The organism is Brevinematia bacterium, assembly GCA_039630355.1.
GTDB lineage: Bacteria > Spirochaetota > Brevinematia > DTOW01 > DTOW01 > SKYB106.
Genome location: JBCNVF010000102.1, coordinates 1 through 21,601, shown reverse-complemented (window position 1 = coordinate 21,601; position 21,601 = coordinate 1). Strand labels below are relative to the sequence as shown.

Annotated in this window: 15 protein-coding genes; 8 read left to right on the top strand and 7 right to left on the bottom strand. The window is 36.9% G+C overall.

The genetic code is table 11. The features are described 5' to 3' along the window. Nucleotides 1-186: 186 nt before the first annotated feature. Both ABDH28_06990 and ABDH28_06985 read left to right on the top strand, forming a co-directional pair. Nucleotides 187-321 (top strand): hypothetical protein, encoded by a 135-nt coding sequence (locus tag ABDH28_06990; GenBank protein MEN2998760.1) that lies wholly within the window; start codon nt 187-189, stop codon nt 319-321. 8 nt (nt 322-329) lie between these two features. Next, nucleotides 330-2,930 carry an MMPL family transporter gene (locus tag ABDH28_06985; GenBank protein MEN2998759.1) on the top strand — a complete coding sequence of 867 codons (2,601 nt, stop codon included), beginning with the start codon at nt 330-332 and terminating at the stop codon, nt 2,928-2,930. A gap of 132 nt (nt 2,931-3,062) precedes the next feature. Here the strand turns inward: ABDH28_06985 and ABDH28_06980 are convergent, their stop codons facing one another. The 3 genes from ABDH28_06980 to ABDH28_06970 form a co-directional block, all read right to left on the bottom strand. Further along, a complete protein-coding gene (locus tag ABDH28_06980; protein MEN2998758.1) occupies nt 3,063-4,010 on the bottom strand; it encodes a mechanosensitive ion channel family protein in 948 nt (315 codons plus the stop codon). Between the two features lie 357 nt (nt 4,011-4,367). Next, nucleotides 4,368-5,519, bottom strand: a complete 1,152-nt coding sequence (locus ABDH28_06975) for a FecR family protein (protein MEN2998757.1) — start codon at nt 5,517-5,519, stop codon at nt 4,368-4,370. 320 nt (nt 5,520-5,839) lie between these two features. Continuing rightward, on the bottom strand, nt 5,840-6,661 hold the full coding sequence (locus ABDH28_06970) for a hypothetical protein (protein MEN2998756.1): 822 nt from the start codon (nt 6,659-6,661) through the stop codon (nt 5,840-5,842). Nucleotides 6,662-7,002: 341 nt separating this feature from the next. Between ABDH28_06970 and ABDH28_06965 the strand changes: the two genes are divergently transcribed. Further along, nucleotides 7,003-7,908 carry a radical SAM protein gene (locus tag ABDH28_06965; GenBank protein MEN2998755.1) on the top strand — a complete coding sequence of 302 codons (906 nt, stop codon included), beginning with the start codon at nt 7,003-7,005 and terminating at the stop codon, nt 7,906-7,908. A 1-nt stretch (nt 7,909) separates the two neighbouring features. Here the strand turns inward: ABDH28_06965 and trpC are convergent, their stop codons facing one another. Both trpC and def read right to left on the bottom strand, forming a co-directional pair. Then, nucleotides 7,910-8,716 (bottom strand): indole-3-glycerol phosphate synthase TrpC, encoded by an 807-nt coding sequence (trpC, locus tag ABDH28_06960; GenBank protein ID MEN2998754.1) that lies wholly within the window; start codon nt 8,714-8,716, stop codon nt 7,910-7,912. 159 nt (nt 8,717-8,875) lie between these two features. Then, on the bottom strand, nt 8,876-9,433 hold the full coding sequence (gene def, locus ABDH28_06955) for a peptide deformylase (protein ID MEN2998753.1): 558 nt from the start codon (nt 9,431-9,433) through the stop codon (nt 8,876-8,878). A gap of 341 nt (nt 9,434-9,774) precedes the next feature. On the opposite strand from def, the gene ABDH28_06950 reads away from it, so the two are divergent. After that, nucleotides 9,775-10,113 (top strand): STAS domain-containing protein, encoded by a 339-nt coding sequence (locus tag ABDH28_06950; GenBank protein ID MEN2998752.1) that lies wholly within the window; start codon nt 9,775-9,777, stop codon nt 10,111-10,113. A 76-nt stretch (nt 10,114-10,189) separates the two neighbouring features. Next, nucleotides 10,190-11,050: a hypothetical protein gene (locus ABDH28_06945; GenBank protein ID MEN2998751.1), complete on the top strand. Its 861-nt coding sequence runs from the start codon at nt 10,190-10,192 to the stop codon at nt 11,048-11,050. Here the strand turns inward: ABDH28_06945 and ABDH28_06940 are convergent. Next, entirely contained in the window at nt 11,028-11,960 is a 933-nt protein-coding gene (locus tag ABDH28_06940; protein ID MEN2998750.1) for a M23 family metallopeptidase, read from the bottom strand. The two genes, ABDH28_06945 and ABDH28_06940, sit on opposite strands and share 23 nt — an antisense overlap. Before the next feature lie 153 nt (nt 11,961-12,113). On the opposite strand from ABDH28_06940, the gene ABDH28_06935 reads away from it, so the two are divergent. Both ABDH28_06935 and ABDH28_06930 read left to right on the top strand, forming a co-directional pair. Next, nucleotides 12,114-13,049, top strand: a complete 936-nt coding sequence (locus ABDH28_06935; GenBank protein MEN2998749.1) for a CPBP family intramembrane glutamic endopeptidase — start codon at nt 12,114-12,116, stop codon at nt 13,047-13,049. A 50-nt stretch (nt 13,050-13,099) separates the two neighbouring features. Further along, entirely contained in the window at nt 13,100-15,157 is a 2,058-nt protein-coding gene (locus ABDH28_06930) for a hypothetical protein (GenBank protein ID MEN2998748.1), read from the top strand. Nucleotides 15,158-15,222: 65 nt separating this feature from the next. Here ABDH28_06930 and ABDH28_06925 read toward each other — a convergent pair whose 3' ends face one another. Further along, entirely contained in the window at nt 15,223-20,835 is a 5,613-nt protein-coding gene (locus ABDH28_06925) for an MG2 domain-containing protein (GenBank protein MEN2998747.1), read from the bottom strand. 281 nt (nt 20,836-21,116) lie between these two features. Between ABDH28_06925 and ABDH28_06920 the strand changes: the two genes are divergently transcribed. After that, the coding region (locus tag ABDH28_06920; GenBank protein MEN2998746.1) for a POTRA domain-containing protein at nt 21,117-21,601 on the top strand (485 nt) is incomplete at its 3' end.

Here is a 21,601-nt window from a genome sequence, read left to right as displayed (position 1 = left end):
AACTGTATGTAGTAAGTTACATGATTACTATAAATTAGTAAAATCTAAAAAAATTTCACCACATACTTATCCAAATATCCAATTCCACCCACCCTGCTCCACACTCTACCTAACTTGAAACCTACAAAAAAGTTGCCTATCATATTGGATGAAAATTCAGGCCAAAACCAAGCCAAGGAGAAAAAAATGAGGCTCTATCATAGTAAGCTTCTTCCAGTCACTCAAGAGAGTATACCATGTCATCTTCCGAATACCAGTACAAAAATCAAAGCACACGGTGTAATGAATAACAAAGAGACAGTCATCAAGAATGAGAGCTAGAGAAAAGCATGGAAAGCTTTTTTAAGTTTGTCTTGGAAAAAAGGACATTAGTTATACTACTGACTCTAATTCTCTTTGCTTTGGGAGTTTTCGGAATATTCAGACTATACATTGACAACGATGTCTTACATTGGTTCTCAAGAGATAGTGAAATCGCAAAGCTAAACTACTATGTAAATGAAAGATTTAGAAGTAACAATCCCATAATTGTAATGATTTCGTTTAATGGAAGTGTCTTTACCAAAGAAAGACTGGAGTTTGTTAGAGCTGTATCAAAGATTATCAAAGAACAGGAAGGTATAGTAACAGTTGTTTCCATTACTGAAGTTGAAGATATTAAATCCACTGAAAAAGGAATAGTCATTGAGAAACTTTTTCCCGATGAGATACCCGAAGGTGAGAATCTGGAGAGAATCAGAGAAATTATAATGTCAAGAGATGCTTTTAAAGGCTCTCTTGTTTCCAGAGATGGAACTACCGTAAACATCCTAGCCCTTCCAGTGCCTGATAGAGATACAAGTAAGATAGGGGAAAAGGTTCGTAGTGAAGTTGAAAAATTCATCTCTCTAGGGAATATGGAGTGTAAAGTATTCTTTGGTGGAGCACCAATGATACTTAACTCAATATCAAAGCTTGTCGTGAGTGATATCTCAAAACTTGTTCCAATCGTGTCTCTAGTAGTGTCATTAACCCTATTTCTGTCTTTTAGGAATCTGGTTGGGACATTCATACCTCTAATAACAGTTTTGATCTCTTGTGCAATAGGCATGGGAGTTATGGGATACTTAGGGTATCCTCTTACTACCTTTGGTGTGGGTATACCCGTCGTGCTTATAGCAGTAGGAAACGCTTATGCAATACACGTCATAAATGAATATTACGAACGGATGACTCTTCTTGACCAACCTCAACAAGCTTTATTGAAAAGCTTAGTCAGAGTCTTTATACCAGTGCTTATGAGCGGTATTACCACGATAGCAAGCTTTATCTCAGTAGGACTTGGAAGTGAAATCAATACTACAAAAAACTTCGCAACCATATCTTCAGTAGGAATTTCATTCGCTACCCTATTTACCCTAACTTTCGTTCCGGCTATTCTTAGCACCCTGAATATTCGCTCAAGTAGTTACCACAAAAACACAAGTAAATTCTTACACACCATCAGCAAGTTCATCTTTAAACACAGAACCTCCGTATCTATTACCTTCCTAACCATCAGTTTAATCTCTGTCTACCTACTAACAAAAGTAAAAGTTGAAGTAGACTACTTAGGATACTTTGACGAAAAAACTGAACCTAGAAAAGTCACATTAGCAATTGCCGACAATTTTGACGGATCATTTGAACTAAAAACCTACTTCAAAGGAAACATACAAAACCCAACTCTGTTAAAAGTAATGCAGATAATAGAAGAAGAACAGAGGTATTTTCTAGATGGCATAACTAGACCACAATCAATAGTAAGGATCATAGCAGAACTAAACGAAGGAATGGTTGATGTTAGAAGCATACCAGATTCCGAAATGGAAATCCAAAACCTATGGTTTTTTATTGAAGGCACTGAAGATATAAATAGAGTAGTCTCCGAAGACAAAAATGAAGCCCTCATCAACATACTCCTAGGTAAAGTAACTTCTTCCCAAAGATATGAACTTATAAGACTAACTAGAAACCTCATCCACAAGTATTCTAACGTTTCACTCTTACCACAAAAAGAGTGCTTGGAAGAAATTTCCTCAATAATATCAAAATCTCTATATAGCAGGCTCTCAAGAACTGGAATCAAAGCTTTGGAAACACCTTCAGGCAGAGTATCTGGAAAAGAAGAAATCACAAGCTATCTCAACAAGATCATCTTAGAATACCTTGAAAGAAAATCAAAGGAGTTTAGAAATTACGAAGACAAAAAGAGGTTTATAGATGATTTTGTAAAATACATCCTCTTATCCACTGGTATAAGTTTGAAAGACATATCCGAAGGAGATATTGAATACGCACTTTCACCATCTGTATGGAACACGTTTCCCATTCCCTCTGACGGCGAAGGGATAAGAGTGTTTGATGAGGCTGATGTCACAGGCATAGCTAAACTTTTTGCAGATATGGAAAGACAGATACTACAGAGCCAGATCATAAGCTTAGGGCTAATAGTCTTTGTAGTGTTTGTTATGAATTGTTTCACCTTTAGATCTCTGCTAGAAGGCTTGATATCTTTGATACCCATAGTATTCACCCTGCTTGTTAACTTCGGAATCATGGGACTTGCTAATATAAAAATTGACTTTATAACCGTAACTATTGCATCAATAGGAGTCGGCACTGGAATTGACTACACAATCCACTTCATCTCTAGGTATGTTTACGAAATAAGATCAGGCAGTGATTACGAAAACGCTTTTTACAAAACATTTTCCACCACTGGCAAAGGTATACTATCAAACGCTTTTGCAGTAGGACTTGGATTTGCTACTCTGCTTTTCTCAAGTATAGTTCCACTGAGAAATTTCGGGCTTATGATGTCCATAACTATGATGGTAAGCAGTATCTCCGCACTGACACTGCTACCCGTAGTGCTGATTGCTTTAAGAAAAAGGCTAAAAACAGTTTAGCTTCACCAAAACCTGAAAAACCATCTCAAGCAACACAAACCTGTAAATACTTTAGCTACCTTAAGGCAAAACAATTCATACCTTTAAATAATCTTCTAAAACGTTATAATACAAGGCTTACAAGAAAACAACTTATCCCATATTTTTGATGTTGACAAGAGGAATAGAGAGTTTTACGTTTTCTTGCTTGAACCTAGAATGTAGCCTCTTTAGAAACTCGTGTCTAACTGGAAACTGGTATGTATACTCAACAACCCTGAGTATAACATTAAACTTAATAGAATAATCCGTAAAGGACTGATACCTGATAAGTGGCTCCCAAGTTTTGACAGCTCCCTCTACACTACTTTGAACCTCTTTAGCAACATCTAGAGTAATTTCTTCAACAAACTTCAGATCATTTTCAATTGATACCTCAACAGCAACAACAACTGACATCTCTTGATCAGGAAGATGGTAGTTTTTAGTAATACCACTTATCAATTTTGAGTTTGGCACAATGACTAAATTGTTAAACAAATCCCTTATCGTCGTATTTCTCCAATTTATATCCACCACAACTCCTTCCTCACCATTTTCAAGCTTTATATAATCACCAACCCTGATTTGATGGACAAGTAACACCTGAACACCTGCAAAAAAATTAGCTAGAGTATCTTGCAAAGCTATAGCTATCGCAAGACCACCTATTCCCAGAGTCGTCAAAAGTGGTAAAAGAGAGATATTCCAAACCGCAAGAATTATTCCTACTCCTATCGTAACTAAAATAACCCCTATCGTGTTTGAAAATATGCTCACAGAGAATGAAACCTCTCCATGTCCAGACATCTTCCTTATCCTTTCGGAAATATAAGGTAAGATCAAACTACTGACAAACTTAGTCATTATTACAGCCCCAACTAGAACATAAAGAGATATAAACACCTTAGAGATAACCTCTGCTGTTTTCTGAGAAGGCTCCAAAATCAATACCGTCAGAAAGTTTACATACACAAAGTATACAAGAACAAAACACCATGCTACTATAGAAGAGACTATCCTATGAGTAGTTTCCTCACCTCTTGCAAAAAGCCTTGGCAAAAAACTATTCAAAATCCTCACAATAAAATAAGAGATAACTATTCCCACAGACAAAAATCCCAAAAACCAAATACTTTGGCTCCATATAACCTATTATTATCAATAAGCCTATCAACAAAATTAAAGTTGTAGTCCATTAATCTTAACAAATTCCAATTTACATCAGACAAGCAAGCATTCTTAACCCCGCTTACCTACCCCTTGGTTTCGTCAATCGCAAAACTTCTTTTATGCTAAGTCTCTTAGATGCTTCCCGAAAAAGATATTTACCAGCTCTCTACATAAACTACAAGTAAAACAAAAGAAAAACCATACCTATACAAACTGAAAACAAACGAATGATACGAATTTCTAAATTTACTTTCCAATTTCAACACCTACATCAGAACCTTTCCTTTTGACTATAACTCTCATATTCCTATCAAACGACAGAACATCCCTAAAAACTGTATCTCCAAACCTGTTTTTTATGGTAATGGAGTATTTTTTATTTTTGACCAGCATCTTACTTACGGGCATAATAGATGGCTTTCCGTCATCCACCGATACTACAAACCCTAAAGTATCCTCAGTAGGCTCAAAAACAACTTCAACCATTTTTGAAAAGTCAACCAATACATCCTCGGATATACCCCTATTGAGAAAGTCTAATTTATCTTTATCTGCTTCTTTTGTTTTTATTTCTACCTCTTTTGAAACTGTCTCTATTGCTCTGCTAAGGTTAGACACAAAATCATCTATGTTATCAAGCTTCCCATCGGCACTAAGAGACTTAAGCTTTTGGTCCACTTTAGACTGCTCAGATCTTGATATATCTGACTGCATACCTCCCTTAACAACAGATTCAGAAATTCCCTCAAGAAGAATAAGTTTTTCTCTCTCTTCAGGCTTTAGCTTGGAAGCAAGTTCTCCAACAAACCTTGAACGAATTTTTGACACAACCTCACCATCGGCAACAACTATAGTCATATCACCATTTGGTTTTGAATAAACCGAAAATTTTGTCCCCCTGACTAATGCCAACCCTGTTTCAGTCCTTACTCTTACATCTTGTTGACCAAGTTTTTTCGTAATTGACAGTATAATCCCACTTACCAGAGTAATTACACTCTCCTTTTTCTTATCCAAAGAAGGCAAAACTCCAGAAAGCGAAATCTTAGTATTTTCCAAAACCTTTATAGATACCCCTTCACCCATCTGGATGATACACTCCGAGGCATTACCCGTTATTATCACATCTCCTCCAAACAAAACATCGTTAACTTCTATGTCAACAACCCTACCACTTCTTTCAACCTTAACATCCCCTATAACGGTAGTAACAACAAATTTAAGCTCGCTAGGATCTCCCAAAACTACAGACAAAGAAGGATCTTGTTTAGCACCTCCAAAGAATATAAACCAACCAACTAACAAGATGACAATAACCACAAAAATCACAGTTGCAATAACCAAAACTCTACCAACCGGACTATCAGTTAAAGTGCTACCTGGTCTAACTTTTTCCATAAAACCCCCAACAACTCTGAAAATTATACACAAGCTTGACAGCACATATCAACTAAGTTACCGGCAAATTCTAAAACCTTACCATTAGGTAAGTTCAATACTTTCCTAAATTACAGATCATTCTTCTCAACCATTTTAATCTATCCCCCGCAAAACTAAAGCTAACCTACAATTTAAAAGAATACCATTCAGGTTTAAGACAGAAAGCTTCCTATTCACTCAAAAAGAGAATCTCAAGACTGCACCACTTCTTGAGATTGAAACTTTGACACATAGAATGAGAAAACCCCATTCACTTAGAAGAAAAAATATCTCAAACTCTACAACTGTAGCTTTCTAGACAAGTTAAGTCTGTTAAGAACCTTTTGGAGATCCTTCAAGAGTTGTGGAGAATTTATATCTTGGATCTTTTTCTTTGACAACTTCCCTATAGCTATATTTTCAGCAATTTTAAATGTTGAGGAGAGGTGATAAACTCCAACTAAGTCAAAAATACTAACCTTATCTATAGGAACAATATAAGATTTCTCATTGAACACCTTTATGTTTCTAGTCGTTTTCCAATTAGGAATCTGCGGATATATCAGGTAATCCCCAAACAAGCTATTGGTAATGAATACTATCTCACTTTTCATCAGAGCCTTAAAGAGCTTTAGTACCTCACGGTTTATATACCTATACTCCCGAAAATACCTACTAAGATCCTTCTGCGAAGGTTTAGAACCTAAGCTGAGAAGTGAGAAGAAAGATAAAGTGAAAAATTCTGACAAGTTTAAAGTTAAGTATTCTATCAATTCCCTAGTCAGAGCAAGAGGAGAGTATTCAAATAACTTTTCCTTAAAGAGATAACTAGAGGCTACCTCATCTACAACTTTAGGTGGAATATAAAATCTAGACGCTATAAACCTGTAATTTGACGGATCCTTCTGGCAGTTGGCAAAAAATGAAATTAAGTTAGACAAAAACTTCAACTGCTTTACGCTGACCCTTTTTGGCATTGAACTATGTCCGTTTTCGTATAACCAAAGCCTTTCGTTTTTGGATATTTTAACTTCTATAGAGTCATTTACGGGTTTTTTGAGTATGGAAAAGCTAGGAGAAATTTCTATATCATTTACAATAACCTTGACCTGAGAAGTCATTACAAAAGTTTATTCCTAGCTTCCAGTTCTCTTTCAACTTCAAGAAAGAACACAATAAAATAACCAAACCCTAGCACACTCAATGCTACCCTAGGACAATAAAGTTTAACTTCCATTGAGTGAGTAAACAAGATCCTAAACTTTGACTTACCTACCCCCTTTGGTTCCTATAGGTCACAAAACTCTACTTCATACCAAGTCTCCTAGGTGTTTATCAAGAAGAGAATCTATTCACAGAGAAGCAAAAGAAAAACTACACTTAACTGTCAAATTTTGGAATCTACTAACCCCAAGAGTCAAAAACGGAATTCTGGCAGAAAGTAGTGTTATAATTACTTAGTATGAACACTTCTGCATCATATCTAAAACTTCCGAAGGACGTTTTAAAAGAAAGAATAGAAGAAGCCTTCAGTATTCTGGATGAATGTAAACTATGTCCGAGAAAATGTGGTGTAAATAGAAACAAAAATGAAAGGGGATACTGCAAAGCAGGGTTTTTACCGGTGGTTTCATCCTATGGACCACACTTTGGTGAAGAAAGCGTTTTAGTTGGAAAGTATGGCTCAGGAACGATATTTTTCACAGGATGTAATCTGGGATGTATTTACTGCCAGAATTACGAAATATCACAACTTATGGAAGGTAGAGAAGTTTCATTTGAAGAATTAGCGAGAATGATGATATACCTCCAACATATAGGATGTCATAATATCAACTTTGTAACACCCACTCACCAAGTTCCTCAGATTCTAAAAGCTCTAGAGATAGCTATTGAGTTAGGCTTAAAAGTTCCCTTAGTGTATAATACCGGCGGATATGATTGTGTGGAAACACTAAAACTTCTTGAAGGTATATTTGACATCTACATGCCAGATATAAAATACTCCGACAACTCATTCGCTCAGAAATACTCAAACGCAAAAGACTACTTTGATGTTGTAAAGCAGGCTGTAAAAGAGATGCATAGACAAGTTGGTGACCTAGCAATAGACCAAAACCACATTGCCTACAGAGGATTACTAGTAAGACACCTAGTTCTACCAAACAACATAGCAGGCTCATATGAAGTGTTTAAATTTCTCCTTGAAGAAATATCACCAAATACCTTTATTAACATAATGGCTCAGTATAGACCTTGCTTTAAGGCACACAACTTTACTGAACTTTCAAGGAGAATCTACAGAGAGGAATTCTTAGAAGCAGTAAGGCTTGCAGTTGAAATGGGGTTTAGAAGAATTATCTCCTAAACTAAGGTAACCTTACCCCCTCTACCATCTCTCTTATCTTCTCACCTATGTTGTTTGAAGACATAAACGATTCTCCTATAAGAAATGCATTAAAGCCTATCGCAATAGCATTGGTTATATCACTTTTACTCTTCATTCCACTTTCAGCTACCATTACTTTAAAACCAGCAGGTAACTTAGGGAAAAGTTCTGAAAACTTGGTAAAAGAGACCTCTAAAGTTCTCAAGTTCCTACTATTTACTCCTATAATCTCAACGTCCAGCTTTTCAACCTTCTCTAGATCACTTTCTTCATAAACCTCAACAAGAACGTCTAAATCTAGAGTTCTAGCAGTCCTCCACAAACTCTCTAACTCTTTTTTGGAAAGACAGCTAGCTATAAGAAGAATACAATCAGCTTCATAGTAAGCACTTTCATATACTTGATACACATCAACTATGAAATCTTTCCTAAGAACTGGTTTAGAACTTTTCTCCTTAACCCTTCTTATAAACGATATATCACCATTAAAGTAATACTTCTCGGTTAATACAGATATACAATCTACGAAAGGACTCCTCTCATAAATTTCAGCAACATCTTCAGGAGAAAGATCCTTTCTTATAACACCTCTTGAAGGAGAAGCAAACTTTATTTCCGCTATTACCCCTGGCTTTTTATTGCTAATACTATTCAATAAAGCTCCCAGAAAGTTTCTTTTCACCGGCACTCTCTTCTCCAGCTCTCCAACTAACCTTTCCAATGGAAACTCCTTTTTTCTCTCCTCAATCTCACAAATTTTTCGCTTTACTATCTCTTCTAACGCCATCTTACCACACCCCACTATTTTAAAAACCTAAACTTTCCTACAACACAAAACAGACACATTTCTACATTAGCTCAGGTCAAAATTTATAAACAGAGTCACCACAAAAACCGTTCTACCATACCAGAAAACTTTTTATTCCTTACATTCTCAATTTTCTAATCAAACCATCTTCTTCCAAACTCCGTTGCTTTTGATGTTCTCAATAACCCTAAGCACCTCTTTTATCCTATTCCTAAGCTCAGCATCTTCTATCTTTTCCGCATCAAATGCTTCACAAAACCTCTCCACAAATAGTATACCTTCCAAGTGATCTATCTCATGCTGTATTGCTTTAGCAAAATACCCATCCGCATTGAGAGTATGCCTTCTACCACTGAAATCAGAGTACTCAACTGAGATTGAAAAATGCCTTAACACCGGCAAATATAGTCCTGGAACAGACAAACATCCTTCATCTTCTAACGTGAACTTCTTAGATCTGGTTTTTATCACAGGATTTATCAATACAGCCTTACCCTCATATCCCGCAGGACTCACATCCACCACCGCTACTTTAAAAGGAACTCCAATCTGATTAGCAGCCAAACCTACTCCCTTTCTCTCAGCCATTATCTCAAACATCTCCTCTACAAGCTCCTTCACCCAATCCCCAAACTCTACAACCTCATCAGCAGGTCTGTGCAATAACGGATTTTCATACTTTAGAATATCTCTCATCTACTCCTCCACTACAAAACCCAAAACCTTAGCTTACCAACTAAAATATTAATAAGAGAAAACAATATTTTCAATCTCACTAAGTTTAGATACACTCACTCACGCTTTACACTTTGTCAGCCTTTATCTCAAAAACTCATAAACCACTTTACACAAATCCTGCATGCTAAAAAACCTTCCGAGAAGTCATGAGTTCACAACTAACAAATCCATACTTCAGTTAGCTACTCTAACCATCCGAATATTCTTGTGTGAATTTAAGGGTGTGTATATTGAAAGTTGAGTTCGGATTATTTATACTTTGTGACACTGAAAGGTAATTGTTGTTTAGGAGGTTGATTATGGAGGTTTCTAGAAGAGAGATGGGAGATGTAGTAATTTTTGATATAAACGGCGAAATTGATCTGTATAACGCTCCACAAATAAAGGAGCTCGTCAGACAAGAAATTGAAAAAGGTAAGGTAAATATCGTTGTTAATCTAGACAAAGTAAGTTACATAGACTCTTCAGGCATTGGTGTTCTGATCTCCAGCCTTTCAAACCTAAAGAAAGTGGGCGGTGGCCTGAAGTTAGCTAATGTCTATGCATCCGTAAGAAAAGTTTTTGAGCTTACCAAGCTAACAGGATTTTTTGACATTTACGATTCCGTTGAGAACGCTGTAAACTCCTTTAATCAATAGTTTGATCCTTGGTTAAAACTTTCTTCAGGTTTGTGCCGAATTTAAAAGTTGTGAAGTTTATTACGATACTTCTTCTATGAAAGTAATTATCACTCTCACCCTAGCTTTCGTGATCCTCTTAAACTCCTCATGTAAACAGAAAGATGAAGACATATCTAAGATAGTCTCTGAGGTTGAAAAAAAGCAAACAGAACTTGAGGAAGTAGGAGTTCCAAAATTCCTACTAGAGGAACAAAAACTCCTTGAGACAAACACAAATCAAGATGTCCTACCCCAGACTAATGTAGACGAGTTTCTTGGAATTAAGGATAAACCACTGATCGCAAAATCCAATCAACAACAACCTACCCCTACGCATAAAGTTTCACAGGAGATCAAATATCCAGAAATAACAAACCTAGAGGAAATTACCGAAAAACCCAAAAAAGTAGCACCAGCTACGAAGTTAGAAAAAGAACAAAAACTACCCATTGAGGTTGAACCTGCAAAACTCGAAGAGAAAGTAATCCCTGAGAAAAAACCCAAATACAAACCCCTACACAGAGAAGTCAAAGTTTACTTTTCCTATAAAAACGGAAAGAGATACATAGATACCAATAACCCTGGGAAAATAACAGCCGTAGTATATGTCGGAGAAAAAGTTTGGTATGTTGACTATAGTGTATACGCTATACCGTATAAGAACAGAGCTAAGTACAGAAAATATCTAAGCTCTAAATACCTAATAGGAATAGGCAGGAACATAAGCGTAGTTGACAATAGAAGTCAACTCACCGTATACTGGAGAGGATCAAATATCTACAGAAGATTTCTACCAAACGGCAAGTATATGATAGTAGTAAAGACCACATTTAAGGACAGTAGGAAAAGAGTAATATCAAGCTTCGTCAAACATTTAGGAAAACCTAACCCTATTATTGTGATACTAGCAAATTAGAGGATGCTTCTCTGTTGAGGTTATATATCTTGATCTTAGTACCGTTGGAAATAACACTTTGTGGTGAATAGTCTCTCTCTAAGAAAGAGAGAGGATCAACATAAATGTTGTTTACAGATATTCCAAAATGCAGATGAGCTCCTGTTGTTCTTCCTGTTGCTCCTACAAGCCCTATTACGGTGTTTGTAGTAACAACTTGTCCTCTTTTGACCAAGATTTCGCTTAAATGCATATACACCGAGCACACTCCATACCCGTGCTGTATCACAACATACTTTCCTGCCTTTCTATCTCTCGCAGTTGATATAACAACTCCATCATAAGCAGAGTAAACCTTAGCCCCCCACTCTCTTGGTATATCCACCCCTAGGTGAATCCTGCCATGCAATATTCCACCCCTTGACCTATTCACACCATATCCATCTTTAACCTGCCCTTCTAAAGGCTTAGAAAAAACAGAGATCTCACCCCCGTAGTTCGCAAGTAGCTTGAATTTGTTAGTCTTAAAGCTTAAATCATTCCTTATCTCTATCTCCCCTATCTGCTTTGGCCTCCTCTTAGCATAAGCAATAGGATCTATATTCACCCTAAAAGGTATCTCCGCAACTAACATCTCACCAGTAAGTCTATCTATTGATCTAACAGACAACATAAAATTCGTAACTATAGTATGAGGAAGCCCCACCAAAGAGTATACCATATTACTACCTATCCGATAGATAGGGTATTCAACCTGTCCCTCAAGAGCCACAGATAATACCTCAAAACCTTCCTTCTCCTCAATTATTAAAGCTATTGTTTCTCCCTTCTTCTCAATACAATTCGTCGGGTATAGATATACGAAAATTCCATAACAGAAATTTATGGAAGAGAGTAGCAGAAACAGCATTAAAATAAAAAACTTTCTCACTCAAACACCCCCAATAAAAAAATTTTCCAACATTATAAATCGCCCTAAAGGAGATTTCAAGTTAACACCACCTCACTAGCCCGAATCTCTCAAAGCAAAACTTGCTAACTAGCCGAAATTCTTTTCGTTTATAATACCCTTTAGGAGGAAGATATGAGCAAAAAACTCTTAATTTTCATAGCAGTATCATTTGGATTTAGTTGGACCATAGCTGTAATTCTGTGGCTTACTGGACTATATAGCAGTTCCCAACCACAGGCTTCCCTAGTAAAGACACTTTTACTCATTGTCTATATGTTTGGTCCAGCAGTAGGAACAATTGTATCACAAAAGATTGCCGGTGAAAAACTTTCTAACTTAGGAGTATCCTTTAAAATCAACGTATGGTGGATAGTAGGGATTCTGGCAATAGTATCAATAACCTTACTCACAGTTTTTATATCCTCCCTAATGGGAGCAAAGCTTAACACAACATGGGACCAACTAGAACTTAGCATTCTAGAACTCTATAAAAACATTCCTTCTTCCGAAAAACCAAGCACAGCCGAAATAGCAAAGCAGTTAGAAGAGATAGGAAAATCCGTAAATTACAATGTCTTCCTTTTCTACCTTATCTCTTTACTCTCAGGAATAGTAGCAGGGATAACTGTTAACGCAGTCGCTGCATTCGGTGAAGAGTTTGGATGGAGAGGATTCCTGTTTAAAGAGTTTGAAAACCTTGGACTTATAATATCATCGCTTGTAATAGGACTAATATGGGGAATATGGCATGCACCAATAATAGCAATGGGCCACAATTTCCCTACTCATCCGCTTGAAGGCATATTTCTCATGACCCTTTTCTGCATACTCCTTTCATTCATCATGAACTACTTCAGAGAGAAAGGCAAATCTGTTGTGCTCTCATCAATGATGCACGGAACATTAAATGGCACTGCAGGCCTTTATATATACGCAAACACTGTCAAAAACGATATACTATATAACATCACAGGGGTTTCCGGAATGCTATCTATCCTGCTAATAGTAGCTCTACTACTACTGCTTGACAGAAAAACTTTCTTTAAACCACTTCAAGCAAAAAGCTGAGTATTGTATACTTTAGACTAAAACAACATAAACCTTCAGGGAGGTAAAGTATGAAATGGATCACAACTGTTTTGATTGCTGGTTTTCTCATAACCATCCTTGTAGTAACCTTACTTGGATACCTTGCTTTTTTCTTTGATCCAAATGTTGCAATTTCACAAACAGTATCGTCAATTGAGAACAGCTATCACCTTGACCTTGATTATAAACTCAAAGAAAAAAACCTACTTTCTGCACTCCAAGGATTTGAATTTGAGAATGTTGAGATCTTCTCCACTTTAAAAGGGAAAAAACAAAAATTGGTTTCTTCTAAAAAAGTTAGAGTAATTTTCAACCTTTTATCTATCTTTTCTTCACCGGAAATAAGAGCTATAATCATCCAGAACTCACTCGTAGACATAAACAATGCACTGAAATATGTAAATTCACCAGAATTTAAAAGCAACCTGATGGTCCCCCCTACCACCAACACCCCATCCAGAAGCATAAAGATAGGATTCATCAGGCTTAATGACTTTACAACAGTATACAACAGTGAAAGATTTACATTTAATGAAGTAAACATAAATCTTGAAAAATTCAGGATTGACGGATATCTCACCAATACCAAAAGTAAATTCTGGTTTGATGGGAAAAACTTTCACATTGACAAGTTCAACGGCATAGGAGCATTAAGTAATATTACCCTCACCACCATTCGTGGAAGCTTTGAAGATAGCAAAAATATGACTATGGAAATAAAAACTCTAAACTACTCAAATTGGATTAAACTAGAAAGCATTTCCATCAAAGGTGACATTGAGAAGTCTCTATTCAACATCCTAGTAAGCAACACCTTAGTGAGCCTCAACGACACTCCAGTCTCAATCACAAACACTAGAATAGATGTAACTATCAAGGACAAGATAAAGGGGAAATTTGAACTTATAAAGAAAGTCAAGGGTGAATTTGATATTCACGACTCAATGTTAAGCGTAACAGCAAATTTTGAAAAACTAAACGAAAAAGACATACCTGAAAATGTTTTCGCCAAGCTAAGCAACACTGTTGAGAACCTCAGTTTTAATGGAAATATTAAACTTGAAATCCTTGCAGGTAAAATAAACCTATTTGGAAACTCTTCCATTAAGTTCTCTACAAAGCTTAAAGAAAAACTCCTTAGTAATGCTGAAGCACTCTTGAGTCTAAATAGAAAGGAAATAGACATAAAAGTCTTGTTTAAAACCAGCAAAAGTGATCTGGAAATCAAGGGTTTAATTACCCTTGGAGATAATAAACCCAGCCTTAGGATACTAAAAGCATCTTCAAAGAGAATAGATATCTCAGATATTACAAGCAACCCCATTACTGAAAGTAAAGACAGCAACCAAACTCTACCATCTACCCTACCAGTTGAGATAACAGAAGTTCCACTGGAAGTTAGCATTGGAGAGATAATCTCGGGAAACTCTCTACCAAAGATCCAGAACATACTAGCTTACGGAAACCTAAACTTCGGCAATAGCAAACTTTATGCTTCTTTAGACACTGTAGAGGCCAAAGTAGCTGACGTGAAATTTGTTGCTAAGGGTAACATTGAACACAGTGACAAAACAAAAGTCATTTTAAATATTTTACCTTCCAACGTTGACCTTGGCTTGCTATATCCAGGTTTAACAGCGGGAAAGCTAGGAGGCAGAGTTTATGGCAGGGTAACTCTGAAAAATCTTGAAGTCAGGCTTGACGATTCGTTTTCCGTAAGCGGAATAGCCACACTAAACAATGTTGAGCTAATTGATATCTCAATACAAAACGAAATAACAAAGCTTTTAAACCTAAACCTAAGCCATATTTTCATCACCGAAGGAAATCTAGAATTTAGATTTGAAACAAACTCTTTTTCAGCCATAGGAAGTGTTAATGGGGACATTATCTCAGAATTTGATACTCTCTACACCCTAGACAAAAACAAAGCAAGAGTAAGGTTTAAATACCTCAAAGTTGACAGAAGCATAGTTGAAGACATTCCCAAGATATTCTTTATCAGAAATGAAATAAACGGAATAAGGTTCAGGATGGATGATAAACACCTCTTATTTGACAAATTTGATATAGAGCTTTCTCTGTGATTGAGAGAATTGAGAAAGTTTTGGATATTGAAATTGTACTCCTTTCAGATGAATACTTCTTACATTCAGTTTCTATCTTCTATTCTCACATACCTATAGAAACTCTTAGTAGTCACAGTGTCTGGGTTATACATCTCTTCTACCTTTGTCTGTGGAACACTGAATTTACCAACAGTAGTTGCACTTACAACATACCTTACGGTAAACACACCACTGGGTAGATACTGGGCAAAAGCTAAAACCCTGTCTTTGTATCTTTCTAACCTAAATCTTCTCCACCAGAACTCTCCCTCACCAACATTATATTCACCATTATATTCACTGTAGAATAGCACAGGTTCAAATCCTGCAGGTAACTGATCATCCAGAACAACAAAGCTCTTAGGTTTACCAAGAGTGTCAATTGTTATCTCAACAATATACTTTCTACCTCTTACAAACACATCTTCCTTCACTTCACGAAGTGTGTTAAAGTCAAGTATCCTCTTAGAAATTCTAAAACCGTTCTCAGAATCTACACTTCTGCTTGGAAGATAGTAGTATCTAACGGAAAAATACATATTTCCTTTTCCTTCCTTAAGCAATTCTAATTTCAGGCTCTCAACTTTTCCATCCACAAACGTTGAGGAGATCCTAGGCTCAAATCTTACCTCTTTGCTCATACTAGGATCAGTGAAATCTCTAAAGGCAACTGAAAATACTTCATAAGTGTTTACTAAAGCTTTTACTGAGAAATTAGGCTTACCACTTTCGTACACCTTCAAGTACTCAGTCAAAGCCCATAATGCCATCGCATTTTCGTGAGTATTATACCATGCACCATTATATTTGCACTGCAAGGAAAGCCACTTCACAATCTTGTGGAAAACATCAGATTTGACTCCAACTTCCAGTAAAGACTGAAGAACAATTGAGGTTACTATAACATTATTATAGTAGAAGTATCCCCAATTACCTCCATCAAAATAAGCATAATCCTGAGACTCAATGATCCTCCTAGTAAATTGATCTCTTATCTCGTTAATCATCTCTCTCTTACCCTCAAAAAGCGGATATTTAGCTATGGTTCTCAACACATACGCAAGAACCGAGACACTAGCACCCCTAACAGAATAGTAGAATCCCTTAAGGCTTGCAATATCAAAAGACCTGTTGACAGCAAGAACATAATACGATATTGCAACAACAAGGTTAAAATAATGCTGTGTGTAAATACCATCAGTTTCTACCCCTTCCACTTTTCCAGAAATATAACTCTTAAGCACTTCTAGCACACTTGAGTAAATTCTTTCGTTAACTCTATACCCTGCCTCTTTAGCCTTAGTCAAGAACAACATAGTGTATACCGTGACATAAGGATCTGCATACCTACTCCCCTGCCAGTAGTAAAAACCTTTCCCATCAACATAATACTTTGGAATCTCGTCAACAAAAGCTTGGACAACTTTTCTCAGTTCCTCTCTGGTTTTGTACTCTAGCAAGTTTCTCTTTATTATTATTTCTTCTGCGAAAACAAGGGGAAACACCTGCGACAACTTCTGCTCAAGACATCCGTAAGGATAGCGAACAAGATAATCAATACTTCCCCTAAGCTCTGAAAACGCAGAAGGTGACACCGAGAGATAGATCTTTGAAAACTCAGGATAAGCTATATCTTTAAGACTTATCTTACTCTCAAAACTCTCCTCCGCCCTTCCACTGAACCCAACAACACTATAAGCAATAGGTGCATAAACAGGTAACTCTATCTTGAGAGAATCATGATATTCTCCCAGCTTAGCCCCAACTACCACACTATACTCATGCTCTCCAAACGGCACACTACCCACCCTAAAGCTAAAAAGAACTTCCGTAGATTCCCTATCTCTTAGAAAGAGATTAGTTAAAGTGTAGTCAAACTTAAACGGTCCTTCAGGCTTAACGAAAACTTCCACATTTCCATGCTTACCACATTGATTGAAAACCAGCACACTACCCTTAACCTCATCCCCAATTCTAACAAACCTTGGAAAAGAAGAAATAACCATCAGAGGCTTACTTACAAGTATATCCTTTTCACCATACCCAAACTTATCGTCCTTTGTATATCCGACTACCATTATTTTGAAAGTGGTCAAGTTATCAGGTAGAGTAAACTTAAAATTTGCTATACCCTTTTCTATCTTTACCTTAGCCTCGTAATAGGCAGTTCCTCTCAGCTCTTTCCTTATGCCCTCTCTTCTCTGTTCTCCTATTGATCCTACACCATTTGCACCATTCTTCATAACTTCCTTAACATCAACCCCATCACCACCTATGATCTCACCTTTCTCCTCTAAGTACTTCTGTCCATATATCGCTCTTCTCATATCTGTGGTTGTCACTGCTAATTCGCGCCTTGAGTGGAAAGTATAAAATGGATCAGGCAACGCGTAATTCACTAAGTTTAAGACCCCCTCGTCTACTACTGCTATTACCACTTCACCCTCTTCTATTGGTTTACCCTTACCATCCTTGGCAACTATCACACCTCTTACCTCCTGCCTTGGCTCGTAGGTATCTCTAGATGTTCTAATCTCTATCTCCATTTTCTTATCTGGATCATAAACTTCCATCTCTGCATATCCTATTCTAAAGTCTGGTTTATAAATATCCACACCGTTTACGACAGTATTAGTCCCCTCTCTAGCAGAGTGCAATATTACCGATATAAACATATTTGGTGCAAATTCCTTGTCTACCTTTATTGGAACTAACTTCATCCCATCTTTAACCTCAGTAACCATAATCCTGTGAATATCTTCTCTCTCAACGGTTATTATCGCAACCGCAGACTTAAATGGGCTCAGAATCAGCAGATTAGCTGTCTCCCCAATCTCATAGTAATCCTTATCAAGCTCCACTTTTGTGAGCTTGTCATCGTCAGCATACCAATAGAACCCACTACCAACAACATAGAAATGATTGATCGTTGTAATCTCCTTTCCCTTAACCTTATAAGATACTTCTGTTCTGTAATACCCTGGTTCTTTCGGAACAAAGGAAATGTTAGCCCTACCTACAACTATACCCTCCCTCTCAAACACCACATTCTCCACTCTCCTAGCCCTTCTCTCTAGTCTTTCGCTAACCCCTACCTCCTGATAACCCACCCACTGCACTTTTATAACTCTTGCTTTTACAATAATTCCATTAGTGAGATTGTCATCACTATCAACAGCTACAATACCAATCCTAACTTCTTCACCCACCTTAGCAAAGTATTTCCCCACCATAACCCCAACATTGTAAGGATTAAGAATAACCACGTCATTCCTCATACCTTGAACTACACTTTTGTCCTCAAGAGTAGCAAGAGCAACAATCCTCATCTCAGCGTTACCTAGAAAATCATCCTTCTCAAGAGTTTTCACCACCGATACCTTCCCAGTATCATCAGTATTGAACTCTTGATCTAAAAATTCAAAAGAACGGTCCTCATAAGTTGTATAAAATGAATAATTTGGGAAAGATCTACTTCTATACACTATTGGAGACACCTGAGCCTTAAATAATACCTTCCCCTTGACAGGAGCGCCGAAGAGATATGTTGCAATAGCATCAGCTTCAAACTTCTCACCCCATAAGAACCTGTTCTTCTTCAACAGTATTTCTATCTCAGCAATAGCAGGCTTGAAATCCTCCACCCTAAAGGTCTCATAAATGTTAAGGTTCTCAGAAGTAATTGTATAATACCCTGTAGGAGCATTCTTATCAATCTCTAAAACAAAATGAAAAGTTCCAGCATCATCAACCTTAAGACGGATATTCGTAACAACATCATCTCTGCTATCCAAAATCTTAAGATAGACATTAGTGTTACTAATTATTTTCCATGTATCATCTACCCTAGCTCTCACTATCCCCTTAACGTATACCTTTTCCCCAGGCTTATACAAATACTTCTCTGTAAAAACCAAAGCTTTAACCTCTCCAACACTATAACTACTAGCGTAGTGCTCAACACCCTCCTCAAGAGTAAAATCATCAAGTCCACCATATCCCGCACCCCCGTAATATCCAAACACACTATAGTAGTCCTCAAAACCCTGCCTGCCTATATCAAGAGTAACATCTCTTCCCTTTTTAGCAATAAACCACTTATACTTATGCCCATCCACCTTAACAGTCAAAATCCCCTTACTATCAGTCTTTCCAAAAAACTCTAACTCACCTTCCCCATCAACTCCATAAACCTCAGCTTCCCCAACAGGCTCATTATCTCTCAGCTTCCTCACGAAAACCACAGTCCTATACGGTGACTTCTTAACAGTTATCCCAAGCGATGTTATTAAAACCACTCCCCCCTTAACCAAGTGATGCTTATCAAAAGGGTAATAATACGGCTCACCCACCATCTCATAAACAAAAAGCCCCGAGATCTTGTCTTTATCCATCCCCAAAACCTTTTCAAGATCTACTTGGTATTGATAGAAAACCTTCTTATCCAATTTCAGTTTCTCAAGATTTATCAAATATCTACTTTTTAGCTCCTTATCACCCGAAAGTATCCTAGCAATACTCTTTAAGTCACCAGCGTAGGTATAACGAATCTCTATCTTCTTAAGATTTCTCACCCTAGTAGGTATAACAAGAGGTAAGTAATTCTCAAGAACAAATGCCCCATAGGGTGAAGAAAAATAGGAATATATTACCTCATCAATATACACTTTTTTCTCAAAAACCTTACCCAACGCTTGATTGTATTCGTCCACGATATTACTCCCTATCGTAACTAGGTATTCTTTATTTACACTAAAGTCACCATAAAGATAAATATTGCTGTAATCCACAACAATATCAATATTCTCAACTTTGGGAGAAATATCTATAGCATTCATCAAATCATTATCTCCCAGATTATTGTTAAACTCAATGACCAAATACTGAGACTGCCTATAAATGTCTTCCTCAGTCGTAACCCTAACAACCCTAAACTCTGGCGGAGTTTTGAAAACGTACTCATACCTATTCTTAGTCTTCACCGGACTACCTTCTACTCTCACCCCTCTCTCCAGAATGAGTTTGTAAACCCTATTACTCCTTAGCCCCCTTAAACTAACCAAAACACTTTTTCTACTCCCCCCAAGATACTCAACCGTAAAATTCCTAACAACAGCATTCCCAGAAATTACGGAAACCTTCTCTCTTACATCCTCTATATCAGGAACAGTGTTAAAACTTATCACAAGCGATGTATTAGTTCCCCGATCTTTCTCATAAATCTCAACTACTTCAATTCCTCCCACAATAAATCTATACTCATCAAACACCCTCTTACCATTAACCTTCATACTAACAGACTCACCCTTAAGACCTCTTATAAGATTAGCATTCTTTACCTTCAAAGAGTAAGGATAAAACCTACGAGGTTCCTCTAGAAACACTATCTCAAACTTTGACGTGGAAATGTAATTCCAGCGATAGGCAATAGATGGTGAAAACTCCAAAAATACCTTATTTGAGACTTCTTTTATCATATTCTCGTACTCACCCATTGAAACTATGGGAGAAGAAAACTCCAAGATTATACTGCTAGTATCATAAGGCAATTCATCATATTGACTATATATACTATCAACACCAACAAGCACTGTTGTAAGTAAAGTGGTTCCCAAAACAACACAAGAAAACCAATAAAAACACTTTCTACTAATCATAACCAAATTCCCCCTACATACAAGGAAATTCTAACACTAAACCACACGAATTTCAATAATGAGTGATCAAAAATGATATTCCTTCCCAAGAGTGTCAAAAAGTTATACAAAGAGTAATCGGAGAGGACTATCAGAAGACAGAGATAGAAGAAATAAACATAGCAATACTCTCATCATCCCATCAAAATCACAAATATTCCTTATGCATTATACGCAACTTTTGAACATCTTCGCATATTTATTGAAAACCAACCATGCACTGTCTTATAATCATACCACCTATGAAAATAATTACACTTATGAAATCAGAAAAACTTATCCTCCTAGTCTTTATACTTATATTTGGACCTCTTCCTAAAGATGCTTTCAGTCTCAAAATCAACAAGATAAAAATTGAGGGTAACAGTCATACTAAAGAGGAGATTATACTTGCAATAGCTTCTGAATTTTTAAGTGATAAAGAGTTTTCGGAAGAGGAACTGAATGGTATCGCCAGAAGAGTTGAAGAGAGACTTAAAAACACAACTTGGTTCTACTCTTCTAGAGTCTATATAGTTCCAAGTGCTAGGGGGGAAGAGTATAGGAATGTTGTTATTGAGGTTAATGAAGGGTTTTTGCTGAGGTTTTCTGGAGGGTATGCATACGGAATGGCAGGAATGGATAACATCTGGGGAAATGGGGAGAAGATCTTTCTTTATCTGGGATATAACAGGCAAGGTATAGACTTTGAGTTAGATAACTTGTGGAGAAACTTTTTTGCAAATGG